A 21,899-nucleotide genomic window follows, 5' to 3' on the forward strand; every position below is an offset into this window, starting at 1 on the left:
CCGGACAAGTTCGTCGGCCCGGCCGGCCTGCTGCAAGCCTACCGCTTCATCGCCGACAGCCGCGACGAAGCCACGGGCTCGCGCCTGGACAACCTGGACGATCCGTACCGCCTGTTCCGCTGCCACACCATCATGAACTGCGTCGACGTCTGTCCCAAGGGCCTGAACCCGACCAAGGCGATCGGCAAGATCAAGGAACTGTTGGTTCGCCGCACGGTCTAGTTTCAAGCGGGTTTTTTTATCGCCGCCCCCCTCGGAGTTTGGCCCTTCCGGGGGGAGCAAGCCCGCCAGACGGTCTGGCCCGGATGCGTTTCGCCGCCGGGCCGCCCCAAGGCAAGCCTCCCCTCCGGGGGACGGCAAGCCCGCATGGCGGGCGCGGCGTGGGGGCTTTTATTAAGGTGTAACGATGAGCAGGCTTACTGAACTAGAGCGGGCACGTCTGCGTTGGCGGGCGCGTCGCGGTCTGCTCGAAAACGACTTGATCATCACCCGGTATCTGGACGCCCACGAGGCCGAGCTTACCGATGATGACGTAGCCGCATTGACGCAGCTTTTCGAATTGGGAGACAACGACCTGCTCGATCTGCTGCTGGCCCGCAAGGAGCTCGAAGGCGAGCTGGACACGCCCAGGCTCCGGGGCATTATTGGCCAGATGCGCGCGCTCTGATTAATTGAGAGGAAAAAACATGAACCTGTCTGACAAAAAAGCCACGCTATCCTTCTCGGATGGCAGCGCTCCCATTGAGTTCCCTGTCTACAAGGGCACGGTCGGTCCGGATGTGATCGACATCCGCAAGCTTTACGGCCAGACGGGCATGTTCACGTTTGACCCGGGCTTCATGTCCACCGCCGCCTGCGAATCGGGCATCACGTACATCGACGGCGACAAGGGCGAACTGCTGTATCGCGGCTTCCCCATCGAGCAGCTGGCCGTGAATTGCGATTTCATGGACATCTGCTACCTGATCCTGAACGGCGAACTGCCCAACAAGGACCAGAAGGCCGATTTCGACTCGCAAGTCACCCATCACACGATGGTGAACGAGCAGCTGCATTTCTTCCTGCGCGGCTTCCGCCGCGACGCGCACCCGATGGCCGTCCTGACGGGCCTGGTCGGCGCGCTGTCCGCGTTCTATCACGACTCCACCGACATCACGAACCCGCAGCATCGCCACATCTCGGCCATCCGCCTGATCGCCAAGATGCCGACGCTGGTTGCGATGGCGTACAAGTACTCGCAAGGCCAACCGTTCATCTATCCGCAGAACGACCTGTCCTACACGGGCAACTTCCTGCGCATGATGTTCGCCACGCCGTGCGAAGACTACAAGGTCAATGAAGTCGTCGAGCGCGCGCTGGACCGCATCTTCATCCTGCACGCCGACCACGAGCAAAACGCGTCGACCTCGACCGTCCGCCTGTGCGGTTCGTCGGGCACCAACCCGTTCGCCGCCATCTCGGCCGGCGTGGCTTGCCTGTGGGGCCCGGCTCACGGCGGCGCCAACGAAGCTTGCCTGCAGATGCTCGAAGAACTGCAAGCCAACGGCGGCATCGCCAAGGTCGGCGAGTTCATGGAGAAGGTCAAGGACAAGAACTCGGGCGTGCGCCTGATGGGCTTTGGCCACCGCGTCTACAAGAACTACGACCCGCGCGCCAAGCTGATGCAGGAAACCTGCAAGGAAGTGCTCTCGGCCCTGGGCCTGGAAAACGACCCGCTGTTCAAGCTGGCCATGGAACTGGAACGCATCGCCCTGGAAGATCCGTACTTCGTGCAGCGCAAGCTGTACCCGAACGTGGACTTCTACTCGGGTATCGTCCAGCGCGCCATCGGCATCCCGACCTCGCTGTTCACGGCCATCTTCGCGCTGGCCCGCACGGTGGGCTGGATCGCCCAGTGGAACGAAATGCTGTCGGATCCCGACTACAAGATCGGCCGTCCCCGCCAGCTGTTCACCGGCTCGGTCACGCGCGACGTGCCCCCGATGGACAAGCGTTGATCCGCTAGCGGTCCGCACCGGAAAACCCGCCCTCGTGGCGGGTTTTTTCATGGGCGCTGGCTGCATCCAGCGGCGTATCCGCTCCCCTCCGCAAGCGCGGATGCGCCGGCCCGAGGGATCGATGGGGCAACGGGTAAATACCAATTCAAAGGCAGTTGCCTTTTGGCAGAATCTTCGGGACAAAGCGGGGGCGAACTCCCCGCCCGGCAGCACGCAGGGAGCAGCAGGCAGCAAGAGGACCGATAAGCCGTATTTCCGCAAAATCCGTGTCAATCTCTGGCACTGGCCCCGCCGGAGGGGAAATGAAGCTGAACTATTCGACCGAGAAGGTGAGTGAGCGCCAGCGGCCCGAGTACTGGAACGAAGTCGTCTGCAAACATTGCGTGCAGGCCGACAGCACCATCGACAGCTCAGGCAGTTTCATCGGCAGGTACGCCGCCAAGTCGATCGACGAGATCGAGATATCGCGGATGTCTTCTCCCCGCCACGTGTGGCAGCGCGCGGCCAGGCACGTGCGCCGGGATGCGAACGAAGCGTTCCTGTTGACGCTGATGGAGTCCGGAACCGGCCAGCTGTCGCAATCGGGCCGTTCCACGCAAATCAACAATGGCGATATCGCCCTGTACGACGCCGAGCGCCTGTTCACCTACGATATGACGCCCGAGTCCGTTTTGCTGCTGCGTATTCCGCGCAAGCAATTGCTGTATCGCGCCCCGCTGGCGGAACGCTATACGGCCATGCGCTTCATGCCGGACAAGCCCATCACCGGCCTGCTGTTCCACACGATTCGGTCCGCCGCCGACATCAACTTTTCCGAGGATCTGCCTGCCGGCGTGCAAACCCAATTTGCCGCCTCCTTGCTCGACTTGCTGGCGGCGACGATCCAGATGCAGATGGCCGGCAGCGACTCGGCCGCCAGCGAACGCGAGAGATTGCTTGGAAGCGCCAAGCAGTACGTCGAGTCCCACCTGGACGATCCCCACCTCACGGTGGACCGGATAGCCATTGCCTTGCGCGTATCCGAGCGCACGCTTACCCGCATGTTCGCCGAGAGCGGCACCACGCCCATGCGCTGGGTCTGGCAGCGGCGGCTTGAATCCGCCTATTGTTCGCTGAAGGAGGGCAGGGCGCGCCAGGTGACCGAGGCGGCGTTCCGCAATGGATTCAACGACGTTTCGCATTTCAGCCGGATTTTCAAACTCTGCTATGGCCATTCGCCGAAAGACCTGCTGAGCAGAGCCAGGCGCTGAACGGCGCCCGCCCGGCAGCCCGCTGAAGCCCGGCCAGGGTTCAGCGGGCTTTTTTTTTCCTCCCGCTCCCGCGCTGCGTGCGTGGCTGTCAGAGTCAAATCGACTGGCGGTCACGAACAAGAAACCGTTCGGCGCGCGCCGTAATCTGCTTCCAGGCACGCATCAGGCTATTCCAAGCCGCGCAAGACGATGGCGTCTGGCGGTTTCTGTCGGTTGACGTCAAGGAGGACGGAATGAATCACGACGATCTGCATTACCTGGGACTGCGCGAAATCGGCAAGGCCATTCAATCCGGCGAGGTCTCTTCCGAAACCGTCACCGAACGGCAGTTCGAACGCATCGACAGATTGGACGGCCGTCTCAAGAGCTACGTTCTGCTGATGAAGGACGGCGCGATGGCGGCCGCCCGCCAGGCGGACCGGGAGATCGCCCAGGGCCAGGTGCGCGGCCCCCTGCATGGGGTTCCCGTCGCCGTGAAAGACCTGTGCTGGACCGCCGATGCGCCGACGGCGTTCGGAACGACGGTATACCGGGAGTTTCAATCCCGGGAGGACGGCACGGTGGTGAAGCGCCTGCGGGAGTCCGGTGCGGTCCTGCTGGGCAAGGTCCAGCTGACCGAGGGCGCGCTCACGGACCATCATCCGGACATCGATCCGCCCATCAATCCCTGGAATCCCGCGCACTGGACCGGCGTGTCGTCCAGCGGATCGGGCGTGGCGCCGGCTGCCGGCCTTTGCTACGGCGCGATCGGCACCGATACCGGCGGCTCGATCCGTTTCCCCTCCGCGGCTTGCGGACTGTCCGGCATCAAGCCGACCTGGGGACGCGTCAGCCGCTATGGCGCGTTCGAGCTGGCCGCATCGCTCGATCACCTGGGGCCGATGACGCGCAGCGCGGAGGATTCGGCCGCGATGCTCCAGGTCATCGCGGGCGCCGACGAGAACGATCCGACGGCCAGTCAGTTGCCGGTTCCCGACTATCTGAGCGAGATGGAACGAGGCGTGAAGGGGCTGCGCGTCGGCGTCGATTCTCGGTGGAACCATGACGATGTCGATGCGCCGACGCGCAAGATGATGGACGAGGCCGTTGCCGTAATGGCGAAACTGGGCGCGGAAATCGTCGAGGTCAAGGCGCCCGATTCGACCGACGTGCAGCGCAACTGGTTCAACCTGTGCAGCATCGAAGCGGCCGTGGCGCATGAAGAAACGTATGCGCAGCACAAGGGCTCCTACGGGCCGGCATTGGCCAACCTGATCGAGATGGGCATGGCCCAGAGCGGCATCGACTACCAGAAAGTCCTGCTGCAGCGAGCCGCCTACACGGGCAGGATGCGGGCCCTGATGCAAACGGTGGACGTGCTCTTGATTCCTACCACGCCGATCGCCTCGCCGACGGTGGCGCAAATGCACGTTACCGGCCAGGCCTATGTGGACATCTGGTTCGCCATGATGCGCTACACGGCGCCGTTGGACATGGCGGGCGTGCCCACCATCACCTTGCCCGGCGGCTTTCTCGACGGAGCCGGAACGCCGATCGGCTTCCAGTTCGTGGGCGCCGATTTTCGTGAAGACCTGATCGTGCGCGCCGCGCATGCGTATCAGCAAATGACGGATTGGCATCGCAGGCATCCCGATCTGGCCGATGCTTGACCGAGCCGGCGCGCGTCCGCATCGGGGCCGCGCGCGGCCGCAGGATCGCCGCCGGCGGGAGACGCCGGCGGGGGCAATTCAACGAAGGAGCGTCCATGTCTCTCAATAGACGGGGTTTCATCAGAACCGCGGCCGGCGTGCTGGCCTACGCCAGCAGCTTCGATCTGCTCGCGCAGGCGCAAATCGATTCGTCCAAGCCGATCAAGGTGGCCAACCTGCTCGACAAGACCGGCGTCTTGAACAACTACTGCCTGAAGCAGATCAAGGCGGTCGCCATGGCGGCCGACGAGATCAATGCATCGGGCGGCCTGCTGGGCCGGAAAGTGGAGGTCAACTTCTACGACACGCAGTCCAGCAACCGGCTCTATTCGCAATACGCGACCCAGGCGTTCGTCCGCGACAAGGCCGACGTCATCCACGGCGCGGTCGCCAGTTCCGCGCGCGAAGTGGTCAGGCCGATCGTGCAGCGCTTCAAAGGGCTGTACTTCTACAACGCCTTGTACGAAGGCGGCGTGTGCGATCGCCGTCACGTGTGTCCCGGCATGGTGCCGGGGCAGGAACTGGACCCGCTGGTCGACTACGTGATCAAAGAGCGCAACGCCAAGACGCACTACATCCTGGCGGCCGACTACAACTACGGCCAGATCACCAGTAAATGGCTCCAGAAGTTCATCCGGGAAAAGGGCGGCAAGGACGTGGCCGTCGAGTTCTTTCCCCTGGACGTGACGAACTTCGCGCCCGCGCTCAGCCGCATCCAGGCCGCCAAGCCCGACGCGGTATGGTCCGCCCTGGTCGGCGATGCCCATATGAGCTTCTACCGCCAGTTCGAATCGACCATAGGCAAGAAGAACATGACGCTGATCGGCACGGTGTACGGCGCCGCCAGGGAGAACGCCATGCTCAGCGCGCAGGAGAATGACGGCACCATCATCGCCGCGTCCTTCATCGACACGCTGCCCACCGACGCGGCCAGGACATTCGTCAAGCGTTTCGCGGACTTCACCGGGGAATCCGATTACATCGGCGAGTATGGGGAGTACGGCTACCGCGGCATGATGCTGTGGGCCGAGGCCGTCCGGCGCGCCGGCAGCGTGGAGCCGGACAAGGTCATCGCCGCATTGCCCGGAACCCGGTACGACGGCCCCGGCGGGCTGTACTCCATCGATGAGCAGTCCAATCACGTCGTCATGGATATCCATATCGCCATCGGCAACAAGGACAAGGGTTTCGACGTGATCAAGTCGTTCCCCCAGCGCCAGCCCACCGATACGCAAGCGGTATGCGACCTGAGGCGCAACCCCGACGACACCAGGCAATACGAGCCCAAGCTCTAGGTGCCGGGACCGCCAGGGCCGCGGCTACGCCGACGGCCCTGGCGGACGTCAACCATCCGCTTAGGAGCGCCGCGTGACATCGCTATACACCGGTCTTTACCTAGTCGTATTCTCGATCTCCCTGATGTTGCTGATCAGTCTGGGGCTGGCGGTGATATTCGGCATGATGAAGGTCATTAACCTGGCCCACGGCGAATTCATGATGGTGGGAGGATACGCGTGCGTGCTGTCCGCCAATGCCGGCGCGCCGCTGTGGCTGGGCGTACTGGCCGGCGGGGCGATCGCGGGCATTGCCGGCATCGTGGTCGAGCGGCTCGTCATCCGCTTCCTCTACGGACGGATGGTCGACACCTTATTGGCCACGTGGGGCCTGTCGCTGTTGTTCGTCGGGGCGGCCACCACCGTGTTCGGCGCATCCAGCATGGGAATGTCGACGGACTTCGCCAACGTCAGCCTGGGCGGCATGAGCGTCTCCTCCTACAACCTCGCGATCTGCGCGTTTTCCTTCTCGCTGGTCGCGCTGTGCTGGTGGCTGGCGGTTCGGACCAAGGCGGGCCTGATCGTGCGCGGAACCATGCAGGCCTCGGAGATGGCCGCTTGCCTGGGCGTGGATCGAGACCGTGTGTACATGTCCACGTTCGGGCTGGGGTCCTGCCTGGCCGGGCTCGCCGGCGCGGCGCTGGCGCCGTTGACCGGCGTGAGTCCCGCCATGGGCGGCTTTTTCGTGGCCAAGGCATTCATCACGGTCATCGTAGGCGGCCACCTGCCCCTGGTGGGCGCGAGCGCGGCCTCCTCCCTGTTCGGGGCGATCGACGGCGTGGTGTCCTATGCCTACAGCTCGGTCCTGGGCGAGGTCAGCATGCTGATCGCGGCGGTTCTCCTGCTGCGCATGCTCCCCCTGGGCATCACAGGCAGAATGAAGCGAGGTATGTAGCATGAGCAGCCATACGTTTTCCATGAGTTTCGACGCGCATGCCGGACGCCGGCCCCGATGGCCCTGGTGGGCATCGGTGGGCGTTTGCGTAGCGCTGATGCTGGCCGTGCCCCGGTACGCCGACACGGCGCTCCAGCTGGACCTGTCGCTGGTGATGATCCTGTCGCTGCTGGCGCTGAGCATGGGATTGCTGTGGGGCTACGTCGGGATCCTGAGCTTCGGCCAGACGATTTTCTTTGGCCTGGGCGGCTATGCCTATGCCCTGTTCAGCCTGAATACCGATCTGCCCGTGGCGGCACTGGCATTGGCGGCCGTCGTGCCCATGCTGTTCGCGGTACTGCTGGGCTATTTCATGATGTACGGCCGGATCAGCGATATCTACCTGAGCGTCATCACGCTGGTCGTCACGCTGATCTTCGAGAAGGGCGTGCGCGCCACCTCGGGACCCGAATACGTCATCGGCGCCGTGCGGCTCAACGGCCAGAACGGCATACCCGGCGTGCCGGGGCTGCCTCTGCGGATCGGGCCGCTCGACCTGCAATCCATCGAAGGCATTTTCTACCTCGCCTTGTTCTTCCTGGCCTTGGCGTACGTGGGCATCCGCCTGTTCCTGGCCAGCCCGACGGGACGCGTGCTGGTGGGGCTGCGGGAAAACGACAAACGCATGGAGTTGCTGGGCTACGACAGCCGGCTGTACAAGCTGATGGCCTTCGTCATCTCCGGCGGACTGGCCGGCCTGGCCGGAGGCCTGTACGCGCTGTGGGGGAACTTCGTCGGCCCGGAGATGTTCAGCCTCAATCAGGCCGCGATGGTGGTCATCTGGGTCATCGTGGGCGGGCGCTCCATCCTGGCGGGGCCGATCCTCGGCACGCTGCTCATCCAGTACCTCACCACCTGGCTGGGCACGGTGGGCGTGGGCCAGGTCACGCTGGCGCTGGGATTCATACTGATCGTCTGCGTGTTGCTGTTTCCGCAGGGGTTGGCGCCGGCGAGCCAAAGCCTGATTGCCCGCCTTGCGCCGCAACGGCGCGCGGGAGGCGAGCGATGACGGACCAGGACATCATTCTGGAGGCTCGGGGCGTGGGCAAGCGCTTCGGCGGGGTCAAGGCGCTGGGCAATATCGATTTCGTCTTGCGCCGGGGCGAGCTGAGGTGCCTGATCGGGCCCAACGGCGCCGGCAAGAGCACCTTCTTCAAGCTGCTCAGCGGCCAGCTCGCGCCCTCGGAGGGAGACATCCTGTTCGACGGGCGCAGCATCCGGCATGCGCAGCAGCACGCCATCGCCAAGCGGGGCATGGGTATCAAGAACCAGGTGCCGACCGTGCTGGACGGACTGACCGTGGACGAGAACCTGTGGCTGGCCGCCTTGAGCGCCTGCGGCTCCCGCAGGGCGCTCGACCGGGCCGAGCAGATAAAGACCCGTCTCGGCCTGGAGGGCGTTTCCCGAAAGCTGGTGGGCGAGTTGGCCCATGGCCAGCGGCAGTGGGTGGAGATCGGCATGGTCGTGGCGCGCGATCCGAAGGTGATCCTGCTCGACGAACCCGCGGCCGGGATGAGCGACGAGGAAACCCAGCGCATGGCGGACCTGATACACGAGCTGAACCTGCGGGCGGCCGTGGTGGTGGTCGAGCACGACATGGCCTTCATCGGCAAGATCGCGCGCAAGGTCACGGTGTTTCATCAAGGCGGCATCCTGATGGAAGGCTCGTTTGGGGAGATCATCGCCGATCCGCAGGTACGCGATGTCTATTTGGGGCGGGGGCGCGGCGCATGAACTTGCTGACGGTCAACAATCTGTCTTCCGGCTACGGCCGCATCCCGGTCCTGGAGGGCGTTCAATTCCACGTCGCCGAGGCGGAGTTCCTGGGCGTGCTCGGCCACAACGGCATGGGCAAGTCCACGTTGCTGAAGACGCTGATGGGCGTGCTGCCGGCGACGGCTGGCGCCGCACGTCTGCGGGACTCGGACATCACCCGCTTGCCATCCCACCTGCGCGCCCGGATGGGCATGGGCTACGTGCCCCAGGGGCGGGGCATTTTTCCGGGCTTGTCGGTGCTGGACAATCTCCGTTTTTCAGCCAAGGCGAACCCCGGGCGCAGCATGGACGTGGAGGAAATCCTGGATGAGTACCCGCGCCTGAAGCCGTTGGCCGGACGTCCCGGCGGCGCGCTCAGCGGCGGGGAGCAGCAACTGCTGGCGCTGGCGCGGGCCCTGGTCGCGCGGCCGAGGCTGCTGCTGCTCGACGAACCCACGGAGGGCATCCAGCCGTCCATCATCGATGAAATCGTGGATAAGCTGAAGGACATCCGCGAGCGCCTGGGGCTGGCGATCGTGCTGGTGGAGCAGAACATCGATTTCATTCGCCAGCTGTCGGACCGCGTGCTGCTGATCCACAAAGGCACCATCACGCGGGCCTTGCAGCCGGACGAATTGACGGACGAATCCGTCCTGGATCATTTCACCTGAGGCGTGGGACAGGGGGCTGTCGGCGTCCGGACCGGCGCGGGGGCGCGGCATCCCGACCGAGGCGGCGGTTCGCGTATCATCGCCGCCATGATCCCGATTTCGCTGCCGTCGACGGAATTCTTCGTCTTCCTTTTCGTTTCCCAGCTCGCGGGCCTGGCATTGCTGGGATGGTTGGCGGTGCTGGCTGCCAGCCGCCGCGCAAGGCAGCGGTTCGGGCGCCGCCCCTGGCTGCACGGCGGCGCGCTGCTGGCGCTGGCCGCCTTGTCCGCCTTCTATGTCTTCATCCGGTACGTGTCCTGGACCGTGGACCGCGAACATGACCGCCTGGAGGCGGCGCGGCGCGTGACGCTGGCGCAGCCGCAGACGCTGGGCGGCGTGGCCATGCCCGCGGGCGCGCGCCTCGTGCTGGCGAGGGAAGGCCAGCCCGAACGCTACACCGAGGCGACGTTCGAGGCGCCGGTTCCGGCATTCGGCATGCAGGCCACGCGTATCGTGCGTTACCTGCGCACCGAGTACGACCGGGAAACCTACGAGGAACTCGGCGCGCATCCGCACACGCTGTACCTCTGGGGCGCGGGCGTGCAGGATGTGGCGGGCTGGCGCTGCGACACCACGGAAAAGGTCGAATTCAGCGTCGAGAAAAAAGACGCCCGTCCCGAGTTCGAATCCTGCACGCTGGGCGCGGGCAATCGCGCGGGAGGGATCGCGTTGCCGGCCGGCGCCGAGGTCCGGGCGAGAAAGGGCGAGACCTACACGAACGGGCACGTGGAGCCGCTGAACTGGTACGTGAGCGTCGATTCGCCCGAGCCCCTGGCGGTGTCCGGGATGTTGCTCGGGCGTCCCGGGCTGCGCCTGGACGACACGCATCGTTTGCTGGGCGTGGCGAGCGCGGCGCTGGCCTGCCCGCTGCGGCTGGGGCCCTATCGCTATCCCGCGGGCACGCGGGTCCAGTCCACCGCCTATCCGCTGAACCGGCGCCTGCCGGACGCCTGGGTGCTCACCCCGGACCATGGCATGACGGTGCTGCGCGACGACGGCGAGGCGCTGTCCGAGGGCATGTCGGTGGTGCAGCGGGGGGACGGCGAGGTGCTGGCCACGCTGCCGAACGCCGAGGCGGGCGTGATGCTGTTCGCCACCATCGAGGTGGAAGGGGCGCCGCCGCAGGCGTCGGTGCGCTGCCCCTCCTGAACGCGCCGGCCCGGAGCGGGGCCGGGCGCTACATGCCGATGCCGCGCGCCATCAGCACCGCGAACAGCGGCAGGAAGATGAACAGGTGGGATTCGATCATCACCCAGCGGCGCGCGCGGCGGATGTCGGCCTCGGGCGGCACGAAGCCGGGCTGCGTGGCAGCCTGCTTGCGCCAGCGGATGAACGCGAGGGTAGGCGGGATCGAACAGAGGGCGATCAGGACGAAGAGCGCGATCTTGGCGTGGAACCAGGGGTTGGCCATGTAGAACGCCGCGCCCTTGGCGCCGAGCATGAGGCGCAGCACCCCGGTGACCAGCACGGCCACCGCCGAGACGCCGTAGAAGCGGTCGTACAGGGCCAGGCGGCGAACCGTGTCGGGCGCCAGTCCGGGGCGCAGCAGGACGGCCTCGGCCGTCATGATGACCACGAGCACGAAAATGGCCAGGTAGTGAAACCAGGCGAGCAGGGCGTCTTGCAGCATGGGGGCTCCAGGAAGGCGGGGACAAGCATGGTTTTACCATTCCCTGGTGAGGGGCCAAGAAAAAAGCGCCCCGAGGGGCGCTTTGCGTGCCGGGCGCCTGGGGCGCCCGAACGGTTGGGTCAGCGGCGCTTCTTGGCGGCCTCGGCGGCTTCCTGCTGCGCGTCCACCACGGCCAGCGCCGTCATGTTGACGATGCGGCGCACGGTGGCGCTGGTGGTCAGGATGTGCACGGGACGCGCCGCGCCCAGCAGGATCGGGCCCATCGCGATACCGTTGCTGCCGGTCATCTTCAGCATGTTGTACGTGATGTTGCCGGTGTCCAGGTTGGGCATGACCAGCAGGTTCGCGCGGCCCTTCAGCGTGCTGTCCGGATAGGCCAGCATGCGGATCTTTTCCGACAGCGCGGCGTCGGCGTGCATTTCGCCGTCGACTTCCAGGTCGGGGGCGCGATCACGCACCAGCTGGCTGGCGGCGGCCATCTTGCGCGACGAGTCCGTCGCGCGGCTGCCGAAGTTGGAGTGCGACAGCAGGGCGATCTTCGGCACCACGCCAAAGCGCAGCATCTCGTCGGCGGCCTGGATCGTGATGTTGGCCACTTCTTCGGACGTCGGGTTTTCGTTGACGTGCGTGTCGGTGACGAACAAGGTCTGGTCGGGCAGCATCAGCACGTTCAGGGCGGCGTAGGTCTGGCCTTCCTTCCGGCCGATGATCTCATCGACATACTTGAGCTGGTTGTCGTACTTGCTGGCCACGCCGCAGAGCAGGGCGTCGGCGTCTCCACGGCGCAGCAGCATCGCGCCGATCAGCGTGTTGTGCTTGCGGATCATCGCCTTGGCGATGGCCGGCGTCACGCCTTCGCGGCCCTTGAGCTGGTAGTAGGCGTTCCAGGTTTCGTTGAAGCGGCTGTCGTCCTCGGGATCCACGATCTCGAAATTCTGGCCGGGGATCAGGCGCAGGCCGAACTTCTTGATGCGCATCTCGATCACGGACGGGCGGCCGACCAGGATCGGGAACGCCAGCTTTTCGTCGCTGACGGTCTGCACGGCGCGCAGCACGCGCTCGTCTTCGCCGTCGGCGTAGATGACGCGCTTGGGCGCCTTCTTGGCCTGGGCGAACAGCGGACGCATCAGCTGGCCGGAGTGGTATACGAAGCCCATCAGCTTCTGGCGGTAGGCTTCGATATCCTCGATGGGCCGCGCCGCCACGCCGGAATCGGCGGCGGCCTGGGCCACGGCCGGCGCGATCTGGACGATCAGGCGCGGGTCGAACGGCTTGGGAATGATGTAGTCCGGACCGAAGGACAGTTCCTGGCCGGCGTAGGCGCGCGCCACTTCATCGTTCTGCTCGGCTTGCGCCAGTTCGGCGATGGCCTTGACGCAGGCGAGCTTCATTTCTTCCGTGATGCGCGAGGCGCCGGCGTCCATGGCGCCGCGGAAGATGAACGGGAAGCACAGCACGTTGTTGACCTGGTTCGGATAGTCCGAACGGCCGGTGGCGATGATGCAGTCGGGACGCGCCGCCTTGGCGACTTCCGGACGGATTTCGGGTTCCGGGTTGGCCAGCGCCAGGATCAGCGGGCTGGCGGCCATGGTCTTGACCATGTCGGCGGTCAGCACGCCGGCGGTGGAGCAGCCCAGGAACACGTCGGCGCCGTTGACCACGTCGGCCAGCGTGCGCGCGTCGGTCTTCTGCGCGTAGCGCTTCTTGTTGGCTTCCATGTTTTCATCGCGGCCGTCCCAGATCACGCCGCGCGAGTCCACCACGTAGATGTTCTCGCGCTTGACGCCCAGGTGCACCAGCAGGTCCAGGCAGGCGATGGCGGCGGCGCCGGCGCCCGAGCAGGCCAGCTTGACCGAGCCGATGTCCTTGCCCACGACCTTCAGGCCGTTCAGGATCGCGGCCGACGAAATGATGGCGGTGCCGTGCTGGTCGTCGTGGAAGACGGGGATCTTCATGCGCTCGCGCAGCTTCTTCTCGATGTAGAAGCACTCGGGCGCCTTGATGTCTTCAAGGTTGACGCCGCCCAGCGTGGGTTCCAGCGCGGCGATGATGTCGACCAGCTTGTCCGGGTCGTTTTCGGCGAGTTCGATGTCGAACACGTCGATGCCGGCGAATTTCTTGAACAGGCAGCCCTTGCCTTCCATGACCGGCTTGGCGGCCAGCGGACCGATGTTGCCCAGGCCCAGCACGGCGGTGCCGTTGGTGATCACGCCCACCAGGTTGCCGCGCGAGGTGTACTTCGAGGCGGCGTCGTCGCCTTGGTCGAAGATGGCCATGCAGGCGGCCGCCACGCCGGGGGAGTAGGCCAGGGACAGGTCATCCTGGTTGGCCAGGGTCTTGGTGGGGGTGACCGAGATTTTGCCCGGGGTGGGGTAGGCGTGGTAATCCAACGCCAGTTTGGTGAGAGTTTCGTCCATGGATACAGGCCTCTGGGGCGTAAAACAGAAAAGAAAACGGACTGCAAAAGGCGGGCTCGCGGCCCGCCGTCATGTATTGGCAATGCTTGGGAACACCCGTATTTCACCAGAAAGCGCGGAAGCTTGGTTGTTGCACTGCAGCGAACGCGCGGGTCGCGGCAATTGCGCCCGCGCGTTCTGCCCGGTTTACCCCTCCCAGGGCGGGGTCTGGCGGGCGCCGGCGTTCAGGCGGGCGCGCAGCGCCCGGGCGTCGTCCTGGCGGCCCAGGCTGTCCAGCGCATACAGCGCGATCCAGTCGGCGCTCACCTCGAAGAAGTCGCGCAGCTGGGCCCGGGTGTCGCTGCGCCCGAATCCGTCGGTGCCCAGCGTGCGGTAGGCCGCCGGCACCCACGCGCGGATCTGCTCGGGCACGGCGCGCACGTAGTCGGTGGCGGCGATCACGGGAGCATCGCTGCCTCCCAGGCAGGTCCGGACCCAATCGGACGCGCCGGTTTCCAGCCCCAGGACGCGGGCGCGTTCGGCTTCGCGGCCGTCCCGGGCCAGTTCGGAAAAGCTGGTGACGCTCCAGACCTCGGCGTCCACTCCGTAGTCGGCTTGCAGGCGCTCGGCCGCCATCTCGGCTTCCCGCAGCATCGGGCCGGCGCCGAGCAGGCGCACCTGGGCCTGGCCGCGGGCGGGGCGCAGGCGGTACATGCCGCGCAGGATGCCCTCGCGCGCGCCCGCGTCCGCCGGCATGTCCGGTTGCGGCAGGTTCTCGTTGGTGACGGTCAGGTAGAAGAACTCGTCGCGCTGCTCGTCGAGCATGCGGCGCATGCCGTGCTCGACGATGACCGCGACCTCGTAGGCATAGGCCGGGTCATAGGCGCGGCAGTTGGGAACGGCGGCGGCCATGACGTGACTGGAGCCGTCCTGGTGCTGCAGCCCTTCGCCGCCCAGCGTGGTCCTGCCGGACGTCGCGCCGATGAGGAAGCCGCGCGTGCGCTGGTCGGCGGCCGCCCAGATGAGGTCGCCGATGCGCTGGAAGCCGAACATCGAGTAATAGATATAGAAGGGCAGCATCGGCAGGCCGTTGACCGAATAGCTGGTGCCGGCCGCGGTCCAGGACGAGATCGCGCCCGCCTCGGTGATGCCTTCTTCCAGGATCTGGCCGTCGCGGGCCTCGCGGTAGTACAGCACCGAGCCGATATCCTCGGGTTCATAGAGCTGCCCCTGCGCTGAATAGATGCCGATCTGCCGGAACAGGTTGGCCATGCCGAAGGTGCGGGCCTCGTCCGCGACGATGGGCACGATGCGCGGCCCCACGGTGGCGTCCTTGAGCAGGGCCGTCAGCATGCGCACGATGGCCATGGTGGAGGACATTTCCTTGCCGTCCGCGGCCAGCGCGAAGCGTGCCCAGTGTTCGGCGTCGGGCGGCGCCAGGCGGGGGGCCTCGGTGCTGCGGCGGGGAATATGCCCGCCCAGCGCGGCGCGGCGCGCCTGCAGATGGCGCAGTTCGGCGCTGTCCTCGGCGGGGCGGTAGAACTTCAGCGCAAGGCAGTCGGCGTCCGAGATCGGCAGCGCGAAGCGGTCGCGAAAGGCCAGCAGCGCCTCGTCGTCCAGCTTCTTCTGCTGGTGGGTGGTCATCTTGCCCTGGCCCGCGGAGCCCATGCCGAAACCCTTCTTGGTCTGCGCGAGGATGACGGTGGGCTGGCCGCGATGGCGCACGGCGCGGTGATACGCGGCATGGATTTTCACCATGTCGTGGCCGCCGCGGTGCAGCCGGTCGATGGCTTCGTCGGTCCAGTCGGCCACCAGCGCGGCCAGCTCGGGATTCTGGTTGAAGAAGTGGGCGCGGTTGAACGCGCCGTCGTTGGCGGCGAAGGTCTGGAACTGCCCGTCGACGGTGTTGGCGAAGGCGCGGGCTAGCGCGCCGCCAGTATCGCGTCGCAGAAGGGCGTCCCAGTCGCTGCCCCAGACCAGCTTGATGACGTTCCAGCCCGCGCCGGCGTACAGCGTTTCAAGCTCGTCGATGATGCGGCCGTTGCCGCGCACGGGACCGTCCAGGCGCTGCAGGTTGCAGTTGACCACGAAGACCAGGTTGTCCAGTTTTTCGCGGGCCGCCAGCGTGAGCGCGGCGATGGATTCGGGTTCGTCCATTTCGCCGTCGCCGAAAATGCCCCAAACCTTGCGGTCGGCGGCGGGCATCAGCGAGCGGTGTTCGAGATAGCGCATGAAGCGCGCCTGGTAGATGGCGTTGATGGGGCCGATCCCCATCGATCCCGTGGGGAACTGCCAGAAATCCGGCATCAGCCAGGGGTGCGGGTAGGAGGACAGCCCGCGCAGACCGCGCGAGGTGGCGGTGATTTCCTGCCGGAAATGGGCCAGGTCGTCTTCGCCGAGAAAACCTTCCAGGTAGGCGCGCGCATACACGCCCGGCGCCGAGTGGGGCTGCATGTAGACCAGGTCGCCGGGCCCCTCAGCCGTCCGCGCCCGGAAGAAATGGTTGAAACCCACCTCGAACAGATCCGCGGCCGAGGCGTAGCTGGCAATGTGGCCGCCCAGTTCGCCATGCGCCTGGTTGGCGCGCACCACCATGGCCAGCGCGTTCCAGCGATTGATGCGGGCGATGCGCTCCTCGACCGCCAGGTTGCCGGGAAACGGCGGCTCCTGGTCGGCGGGGATGGTATTCAGGTAGGCCGTGCGGGTCTGGCTGCGCGCGCGCAGGCCCAGCGACGCCGCGTGGCCCAGCAGGTTGTCGAGCACGTAGCCTGCCCGGCCGGCGCCTTCCGCCTGCACCAGCGATTGCAGCGAGTCGCGCCATTCGGCGGTTTCGGCTGGATCGATATCGGGTTCCGTGTCTTGCCCGGGACGAAGGGAGCTGGTGTCGCGCATAGTCTTGTTGTCTCCTGGTTTAAGGCCCATGCTAGACCCTAGCCCCCGGCATGGGTGATCGAAATTTTGGAGAAATTGCCTTGGTTTCAGCATAATCTTTTGCAGGACGGATTGCCCGCGGCAGCTTATGCCGCCGAATCGCCCGATGACCGTCTCCGAGGCCCACGCCGGCGAGGCGCTAGAATTCGCGGCTAGCAGACAGGGAGATTTCCATGACCCACCCCACCCGCGTCCCCGCAGAGGTCACGTTGCCGGAACTGACGTTCCGCGGCGTCCTGCTGGGCGCCCTGATCACCGTCATCTTCACGGCCTCCAATGTTTTCCTGGGCCTGAAGGTGGGGCTGACGTTTTCGTCCGCCATTCCCGCCGCGGTGATCTCGATGTCCGTCCTGCGCCTGTTCAAGGACGCGAACATCCTCGAAAACAATATGGTGCAGACGCAGGCTTCGGCGGCCGGCACGCTGTCGTCCATCATTTTCATTTTGCCGGCCCTGGTCATGATGGGGCACTGGCAGGGCTTCCCCTTCTGGCAGACGCTGGGCATCTGCGCGGCCGGAGGCATGCTGGGCGTGATGTTCACCATTCCGCTGCGCCATGTGATGGTGGTGCAGAGCGATCTGCCCTACCCGGAAGGCGTGGCGGCCGCGGAGATCCTGCGGGTGGGCAGCGCCGAGCGCGCCCAGGACGCCGCCGAGGATTCGGGCCGGGCGCCGGCCAAGGCCGCCACGGGCATGGCCGACATCGTCGCGGGCGGCTTGGCCGCCGCGGCGGTGAGTTTCGCGGCCAGCGGCCTGCGGGTGCTGGGCGACAGCGTCAGCGGCTGGTTCATGCTTGGGGGCGCGGTGTTTCGTCTGCCCATGGGTTTCTCGCTGGCGCTGCTGGGCGCCGGCTACCTCATCGGCATCGTCGCCGGCCTGGCCATGCTGACGGGGCTGATCATCTCCTGGGGCATCGCCGTGCCCGTCCTGAGCGCCATGGGCGACATGCCGGCGGGCATGTCGCTGGCCAAGTACGCCACCGGGCTGTGGGCGTCGCAGGTGCGCTTCATCGGCGCCGGCGTGATCGGCGTGGGCGCGATCTGGACGCTGGCGACGCTCTTCGTGCCGATGGCGCGTGGCGTGAAGGCTTCGTTCGCCGCGCTGAGCAAATCGGGCGCGGCCCGCGCCGGAAGCGCCCCGCGCACCGAACGCGACCTGTCGGCAGGGTGGATTTCGGCGGTGACCCTGGTGCTGGTGGCGGTCCTGGTCGTGACTTTCCAGGTCTTCCTGTCCGGCGCGCCGCTGTCGGCCGCGGCGATCTGGAAGCTGGTGGCCTATGCCGTGCTGTTCGCCTTCGTCTTCGGTTTCCTGGTGGCGGCCGCCTGCGGCTACATGGCGGGGCTGGTCGGCTCGTCCACCAGCCCGATCTCGGGGGTGGGCATCGTCGCGATCGTCCTGGTGTCGCTCCTGATGCTGACGCTGGGCGGCGAACTGCTGGGCGCGGAGAACGGCGTGCAGATGGCCATCGCCCTGTCGATCTTCAGCACCTCCGCGGTGGTGGCCGTGGCCTCCATTTCCAATGACAACCTGCAGGACCTGAAGACGGGCTGGCTCGTCGGCGCCACGCCGTGGCGCCAGCAGGTGGCGCTCCTGATCGGATGCGTGGCGGGCGCGGCGGTGATTTCGCCGGTGCTGGAGCTGCTATACAACGCCTATGGCTTCGCCGACGCGATGCCGCGTGAAGGCATGGATCCGACGCAGGCCCTGTCGGCCCCGCAAGCCACGCTGATGCTCGCGATCGCGCGCGGCATCTTCACGCACCAGCTCAACTGGTCGATGATCCTGATCGGCATGGCGGTCGGCGTGGGGCTGATCCTGGTGGATCAGGTCATGAAGCGCACCTGCCGCGTGGCTCGGATCCCGGTGCTAGCGGTGGGCATCGGCATCTACCTGCCGCCCACCGTCGCGGCGCCCATCGTGGCCGGCGCGGTGCTCGCATGGCTGCTCGAGCGCGTCTTGCGCCGCCGCGCGGCGGCGGCCGGCCGGCCTTACGAGCAGTTCGCGGACGCGCCCAACCGGCGCGGCGTGCTCATCGCTTCCGGCCTGATCGTGGGCGAGAGCCTGGTCGGCGTGCTGATGGCCGCCGTTATCGGGGCGTCGGGCACCGAGGCGCCGCTGGCCATCGCGGGGGAAAGCTTCGCCGGGACCGCGTCCTATCTGGGCCTCGCCGTTTTCGCGTTGGTCGCGGTGCTGTTCTGGCGGCGCGTGATGAAGCTGGCGTAGCGCCTGCCCCGTCCCGGGCGCGCGGCCTGGCGCCCAGGCCTCAGGCCGGCCCGAGCAGGTCGGCCAGCGTGCGGGCGATGACCTTGGTGGCGCGCCTGAGGTCTTCCAGCTCCACGCGCTCGTCGTTGCGCTTGGCGTGCGATTCCAGCACGCTGCGCGGCCCCGCGCCGTAGATCACGCCCGGGATGCCGGCTTCGGCATAGAGGCGCACGTCGGTATAGAGCGGGGTGCCCATGGCGGGTATGGGTTCGCCGAACAACGCCTCGCCATGCTTCTGGATGGCCTGCACCAGCGGCTGGTTGCCAGGCAGCGGGCGCATCGAATTCGCCAGCAGCAGACGCTTGATGTCCACCGTGATGCCGGGCACGGAGGCGGCGGCGTCCGCGATGATGCGGCGGATATCGGCCTCGACCTCGGCGGCGTTCTCCTCCGGGATCATGCGCCGGTCCAGCTTGAACACCACCTTGCCGGGAACCACGTTGGTATTGGTTCCGCCTTCGATGCGGCCGATGTTCAGGTAGGGGTGGCTGATGCCGGCCACCTGGGACCGGATTTCCTGGTAGCGCGCGTTCTGCGCATACAGCGCCCCGAGGATCTTGACCGCGGCCTGCAGCGCGTCCACGCCGGTGGCGGGAATGGCGGCGTGCGCCATCTTCCCATGCACGGTCACTTCCATCTGCAGGCAGCCGTTGTGTGCGGTGACGACTTCATAGCTGAAGCCCGCCGCGATCAGCAGGTCTGGCTTGGTCAGGCCCTGGGCGAGCAGCCAGCCGGGGCCCAGCAGGCCGCCGAACTCCTCGTCGTAGGTGAAATGCAGTTCGACCGCGCCGCGGCCCGGCTTGGCGACGGCTTCGAGCGCGCGCAGCGCGAACGTGAAGCTGGCGAAGTCGCTCTTGCTGACGGCGGCCGCGCGCCCGTAGAGGGCGCCGCCGTCGATCTCGCCGCCGTAGGGATCGTGCTGCCAGCCATCGCCGGGAGGCACGACGTCGCCATGGGCGTTCAGCGCGATGCGCGGGCCGCCGGCGCCATACTCGCGCCGGACGATGAGATTCGTAATGGATTGCAGTCCATAGTCCCGGACATCCTGGGCCGGCACGGAATGGGCCTCGGCCTGCAGGCCGTAGCCCTGCAGCAGTTCGGCCGTGCGCAGGGCATGGGGGGCGTTGTCGCCGGGAGGCGTGTCGGTGGGCACGCGCACCAGCTCCTGGAGAAAGCGGACCTCTTCGTCGAAGTTGGCGTCGATCCAGGCGTCGAGTCGGGAATAGTCGGTCATGGCGGTCATTTCGTATCGTTGGCGAGCGCGTCGAGCAGCTCCAGCATCGCAAGCGCGGCGAGCTGGATGTCGTCGCTGGTGGTGGATTCGCGCGGGTTGTGGCTGATCCCCGAGTTCTGGCCGCGCACGAACAGCATGGCCTGGGGCATGACTTCATGCAGCTTCATGGCGTCGTGCCCGGCGCCGCTGGGCATGCGGTGGACGGGCAGGCCCAGCGCGTCGACGGCCTGTTCCCAGCGCCGCTGCCAGGCGGGATCGCTGGGCGCCGCCGCTGCGCGCATGGATTCTTCCAGTGTGTAGCGCAGGCCGCGGCGCTGGCAGACGGCCTCGAGTTCGGCCAGCACGTCACGGGCCAGCGCATCGCGCTGGGCGTCGCTGGGGGCGCGCAGGTCCAGGCTGAAACGGCACTCGCCGGGCACCACGTTGATCGAGCCGCCGGGCACTTCCAACATGCCGACGGTGCCCACCGAGTCGCCGTCGCGGGCGGCGCGCCGTTCCACGTACAGAACCATCTCGGCTGCCGCGGCGGCGGCGTCGCGGCGCCGGTCCATCGGCGTGGTGCCGGCATGGCAGGCCATGCCGGAGATCTGGACCTGATAGCGCAGGCAGCCATTGATGGAGGTGACGACGGCCAGCGGCAGCCCCATCTCGTAGAGCACGGGCCCCTGTTCTATGTGGATTTCGACGAAGCCCAGGTAACGGGCGGGATCCCGGCGCAGGGCGGGGATGTCCTCGGGGCGCAGGCCGGCATGCGCCATGGCCTCGCGCATGCTGATGCCGTCCGCGTCTTTCTGGTCCAGCCATTCGGGCCGGAAGTCGCCGATCAGGGCGCCGGAGCCCAGGAAGGTGGCGCGGTAGCGCTGGCCTTCCTCTTCCGCGAAACCGATGACTTCCAGGTGATAGGGCAGTCGCTGGCCGCGCCGGCGCAGTTCGCGCACGCAGGCCATCGGAACGAAGATGCCCAGCCGCCCATCGTATTTGCCGGCGTTGCGCACAGTGTCGTAGTGGCTGCCCGTCAAGAGGGTGGGGGCATCGGGACGGTCGGCCAGATACCGGCCCACCACATTGCCCACGGCGTCGATCCCGACTTCGTCGAAACCGCATTCCTCCATCCATTGCGAGAGCAGCCGCGCGCAGGCGCGGTGCGCGTCGGTCAGATAGGTGACGGTCAACAGGCCTCTTTCCGCGTAGCCCGGGTCGCTGTGGGCGGCAAGCCGTTCCCCCCAGTCCCAGATGTCGTTGCCCAGGCCGGGGACGTCGCCGAACCTGTCCTGCAGCCGGATCTCGGCGATGCGATGGAGATGGTGCAGCGCCTCCTGGAGCTCGACCTCGGGCGGGTTGTCCAGGCGGCGCTCGAACTCCTCGATCACCTGGCCGCGGGTCAGCCCGGCCCCGCGCGGGCCGCGCACGGCCAGGACGAAGGGGAAGCCGAACCTGGCGTCGTAGGCGGCATTCAATTTGCGCAGGCGGGCATGCTCGTCCGCCGTTGCCCCCGCCAGCCCGGCCAGTTCCTGTTCGCGGGCCGATTCCTCGCTGAGCGAGGGTGCCGCGCCTGCCAGCCGAGAGTGGGCGCGCACGAGGGCCAGCCGCGCGCCGGCATCTCCCTCGTCGATCGCCTGGCGCATGCGCTGCCGCAGGTCGGCCAGGGAACGGAACGGGCGGAACTGGACGGCGCGCGCGGCGATCCAGGGCGCCTGCTCGTACAGGCCGTCGAGCATGGCGGCGGCCTCGGCCGGCGAGGCCGAGTTGAGTTGGGCTAGGGTGTGGGCCATGACCGTC

16 protein-coding genes and 1 pseudogene are annotated in these 21,899 nt (G+C 66.7%); 12 read left to right on the forward strand and 5 right to left on the reverse strand.

Going from position 1 to position 21,899, the window contains the following annotated elements:
- The 11 genes and pseudogenes from sdhB to ACN6PJ_RS26110 all read left to right on the forward strand — a co-directional run.
- Window positions 1-222 (forward strand): annotated as a pseudogene (gene sdhB, locus ACN6PJ_RS26060) (succinate dehydrogenase iron-sulfur subunit); the annotation flags it as partial.
- A gap of 184 nt (window positions 223-406) precedes the next feature.
- Window positions 407-667 carry a succinate dehydrogenase assembly factor 2 gene (locus tag ACN6PJ_RS26065; RefSeq protein ID WP_043542897.1) on the forward strand — a complete coding sequence of 87 codons (261 nt, stop codon included), beginning with the start codon at window positions 407-409 and terminating at the stop codon, window positions 665-667.
- 19 nt (window positions 668-686) lie between these two features.
- Window positions 687-1,997: a citrate synthase gene (gene gltA / locus ACN6PJ_RS26070; protein WP_427998685.1), complete on the forward strand. Its 1,311-nt coding sequence runs from the start codon at window positions 687-689 to the stop codon at window positions 1,995-1,997.
- A gap of 302 nt (window positions 1,998-2,299) precedes the next feature.
- Window positions 2,300-3,247 carry a helix-turn-helix domain-containing protein gene (locus tag ACN6PJ_RS26075; RefSeq protein ID WP_427998686.1) on the forward strand — a complete coding sequence of 316 codons (948 nt, stop codon included), beginning with the start codon at window positions 2,300-2,302 and terminating at the stop codon, window positions 3,245-3,247.
- Window positions 3,248-3,480: 233 nt separating this feature from the next.
- Window positions 3,481-4,896 carry an amidase gene (locus ACN6PJ_RS26080; RefSeq protein WP_427998687.1) on the forward strand — a complete coding sequence of 472 codons (1,416 nt, stop codon included), beginning with the start codon at window positions 3,481-3,483 and terminating at the stop codon, window positions 4,894-4,896.
- Between the two features lie 95 nt (window positions 4,897-4,991).
- Window positions 4,992-6,230 (forward strand): ABC transporter substrate-binding protein, encoded by a 1,239-nt coding sequence (locus tag ACN6PJ_RS26085; protein ID WP_427998688.1) that lies wholly within the window; start codon window positions 4,992-4,994, stop codon window positions 6,228-6,230.
- 73 nt (window positions 6,231-6,303) lie between these two features.
- On the forward strand, window positions 6,304-7,164 hold the full coding sequence (locus ACN6PJ_RS26090; RefSeq protein WP_427998689.1) for a branched-chain amino acid ABC transporter permease: 861 nt from the start codon (window positions 6,304-6,306) through the stop codon (window positions 7,162-7,164).
- Window position 7,165: 1 nt separating this feature from the next.
- Window positions 7,166-8,212, forward strand: a complete 1,047-nt coding sequence (locus ACN6PJ_RS26095) for a branched-chain amino acid ABC transporter permease (protein ID WP_427998690.1) — start codon at window positions 7,166-7,168, stop codon at window positions 8,210-8,212.
- Window positions 8,209-8,937, forward strand: coding sequence for an ATP-binding cassette domain-containing protein (locus ACN6PJ_RS26100; RefSeq protein ID WP_427998691.1), 729 nt, complete (start codon window positions 8,209-8,211; stop codon window positions 8,935-8,937). The genes ACN6PJ_RS26095 and ACN6PJ_RS26100 overlap by 4 nt, the downstream gene beginning before the upstream one ends.
- Window positions 8,934-9,629 carry an ABC transporter ATP-binding protein gene (locus ACN6PJ_RS26105; protein WP_427998692.1) on the forward strand — a complete coding sequence of 232 codons (696 nt, stop codon included), beginning with the start codon at window positions 8,934-8,936 and terminating at the stop codon, window positions 9,627-9,629. The genes ACN6PJ_RS26100 and ACN6PJ_RS26105 overlap by 4 nt, the downstream gene beginning before the upstream one ends.
- An 87-nt stretch (window positions 9,630-9,716) precedes the next feature.
- The gene (locus ACN6PJ_RS26110; RefSeq protein WP_427997528.1) at window positions 9,717-10,817 is read left to right on the forward strand and encodes a hypothetical protein; all 1,101 of its coding nucleotides are present in this window, start codon (window positions 9,717-9,719) and stop codon (window positions 10,815-10,817) included.
- A 28-nt stretch (window positions 10,818-10,845) separates the two neighbouring features.
- Here the strand turns inward: ACN6PJ_RS26110 and ACN6PJ_RS26115 are convergent, their stop codons facing one another.
- The 3 genes from ACN6PJ_RS26115 to mdeB all read right to left on the reverse strand — a co-directional run bounded on the left by ACN6PJ_RS26115 (window position 10,846) and on the right by mdeB (window position 16,586).
- Window positions 10,846-11,298, reverse strand: coding sequence for a DUF2214 family protein (locus ACN6PJ_RS26115; RefSeq protein ID WP_427998693.1), 453 nt, complete (start codon window positions 11,296-11,298; stop codon window positions 10,846-10,848).
- Between the two features lie 119 nt (window positions 11,299-11,417).
- A complete protein-coding gene (locus ACN6PJ_RS26120) occupies window positions 11,418-13,715 on the reverse strand; it encodes an NADP-dependent malic enzyme (RefSeq protein WP_427998694.1) in 2,298 nt (765 codons plus the stop codon).
- Between the two features lie 186 nt (window positions 13,716-13,901).
- Complete coding sequence (mdeB, locus tag ACN6PJ_RS26125; RefSeq protein WP_427998695.1) at window positions 13,902-16,586, reverse strand: alpha-ketoglutarate dehydrogenase; 2,685 nt, start codon at window positions 16,584-16,586, stop codon at window positions 13,902-13,904.
- A gap of 212 nt (window positions 16,587-16,798) precedes the next feature.
- Between mdeB and ACN6PJ_RS26130 the strand changes: the two genes are divergently transcribed.
- Window positions 16,799-18,847 carry an OPT family oligopeptide transporter gene (locus ACN6PJ_RS26130; RefSeq protein WP_427998696.1) on the forward strand — a complete coding sequence of 683 codons (2,049 nt, stop codon included), beginning with the start codon at window positions 16,799-16,801 and terminating at the stop codon, window positions 18,845-18,847.
- A 40-nt stretch (window positions 18,848-18,887) separates the two neighbouring features.
- On the opposite strand, the gene ACN6PJ_RS26135 is transcribed toward ACN6PJ_RS26130, so the two are convergent.
- A complete protein-coding gene (locus tag ACN6PJ_RS26135) occupies window positions 18,888-20,120 on the reverse strand; it encodes a M20 family metallopeptidase (RefSeq protein WP_427998713.1) in 1,233 nt (410 codons plus the stop codon).
- 5 nt (window positions 20,121-20,125) lie between these two features.
- Window positions 20,126-21,892: a 2-oxo-4-hydroxy-4-carboxy-5-ureidoimidazoline decarboxylase gene (gene uraD / locus ACN6PJ_RS26140; RefSeq protein ID WP_427998697.1), complete on the reverse strand. Its 1,767-nt coding sequence runs from the start codon at window positions 21,890-21,892 to the stop codon at window positions 20,126-20,128.
- Window positions 21,893-21,899: the final 7 nt, after the last annotated feature.

The sequence above is a fragment of the Achromobacter sp. genome, from assembly GCF_050285585.1.
GTDB lineage: Bacteria > Pseudomonadota > Gammaproteobacteria > Burkholderiales > Burkholderiaceae_B > Achromobacter.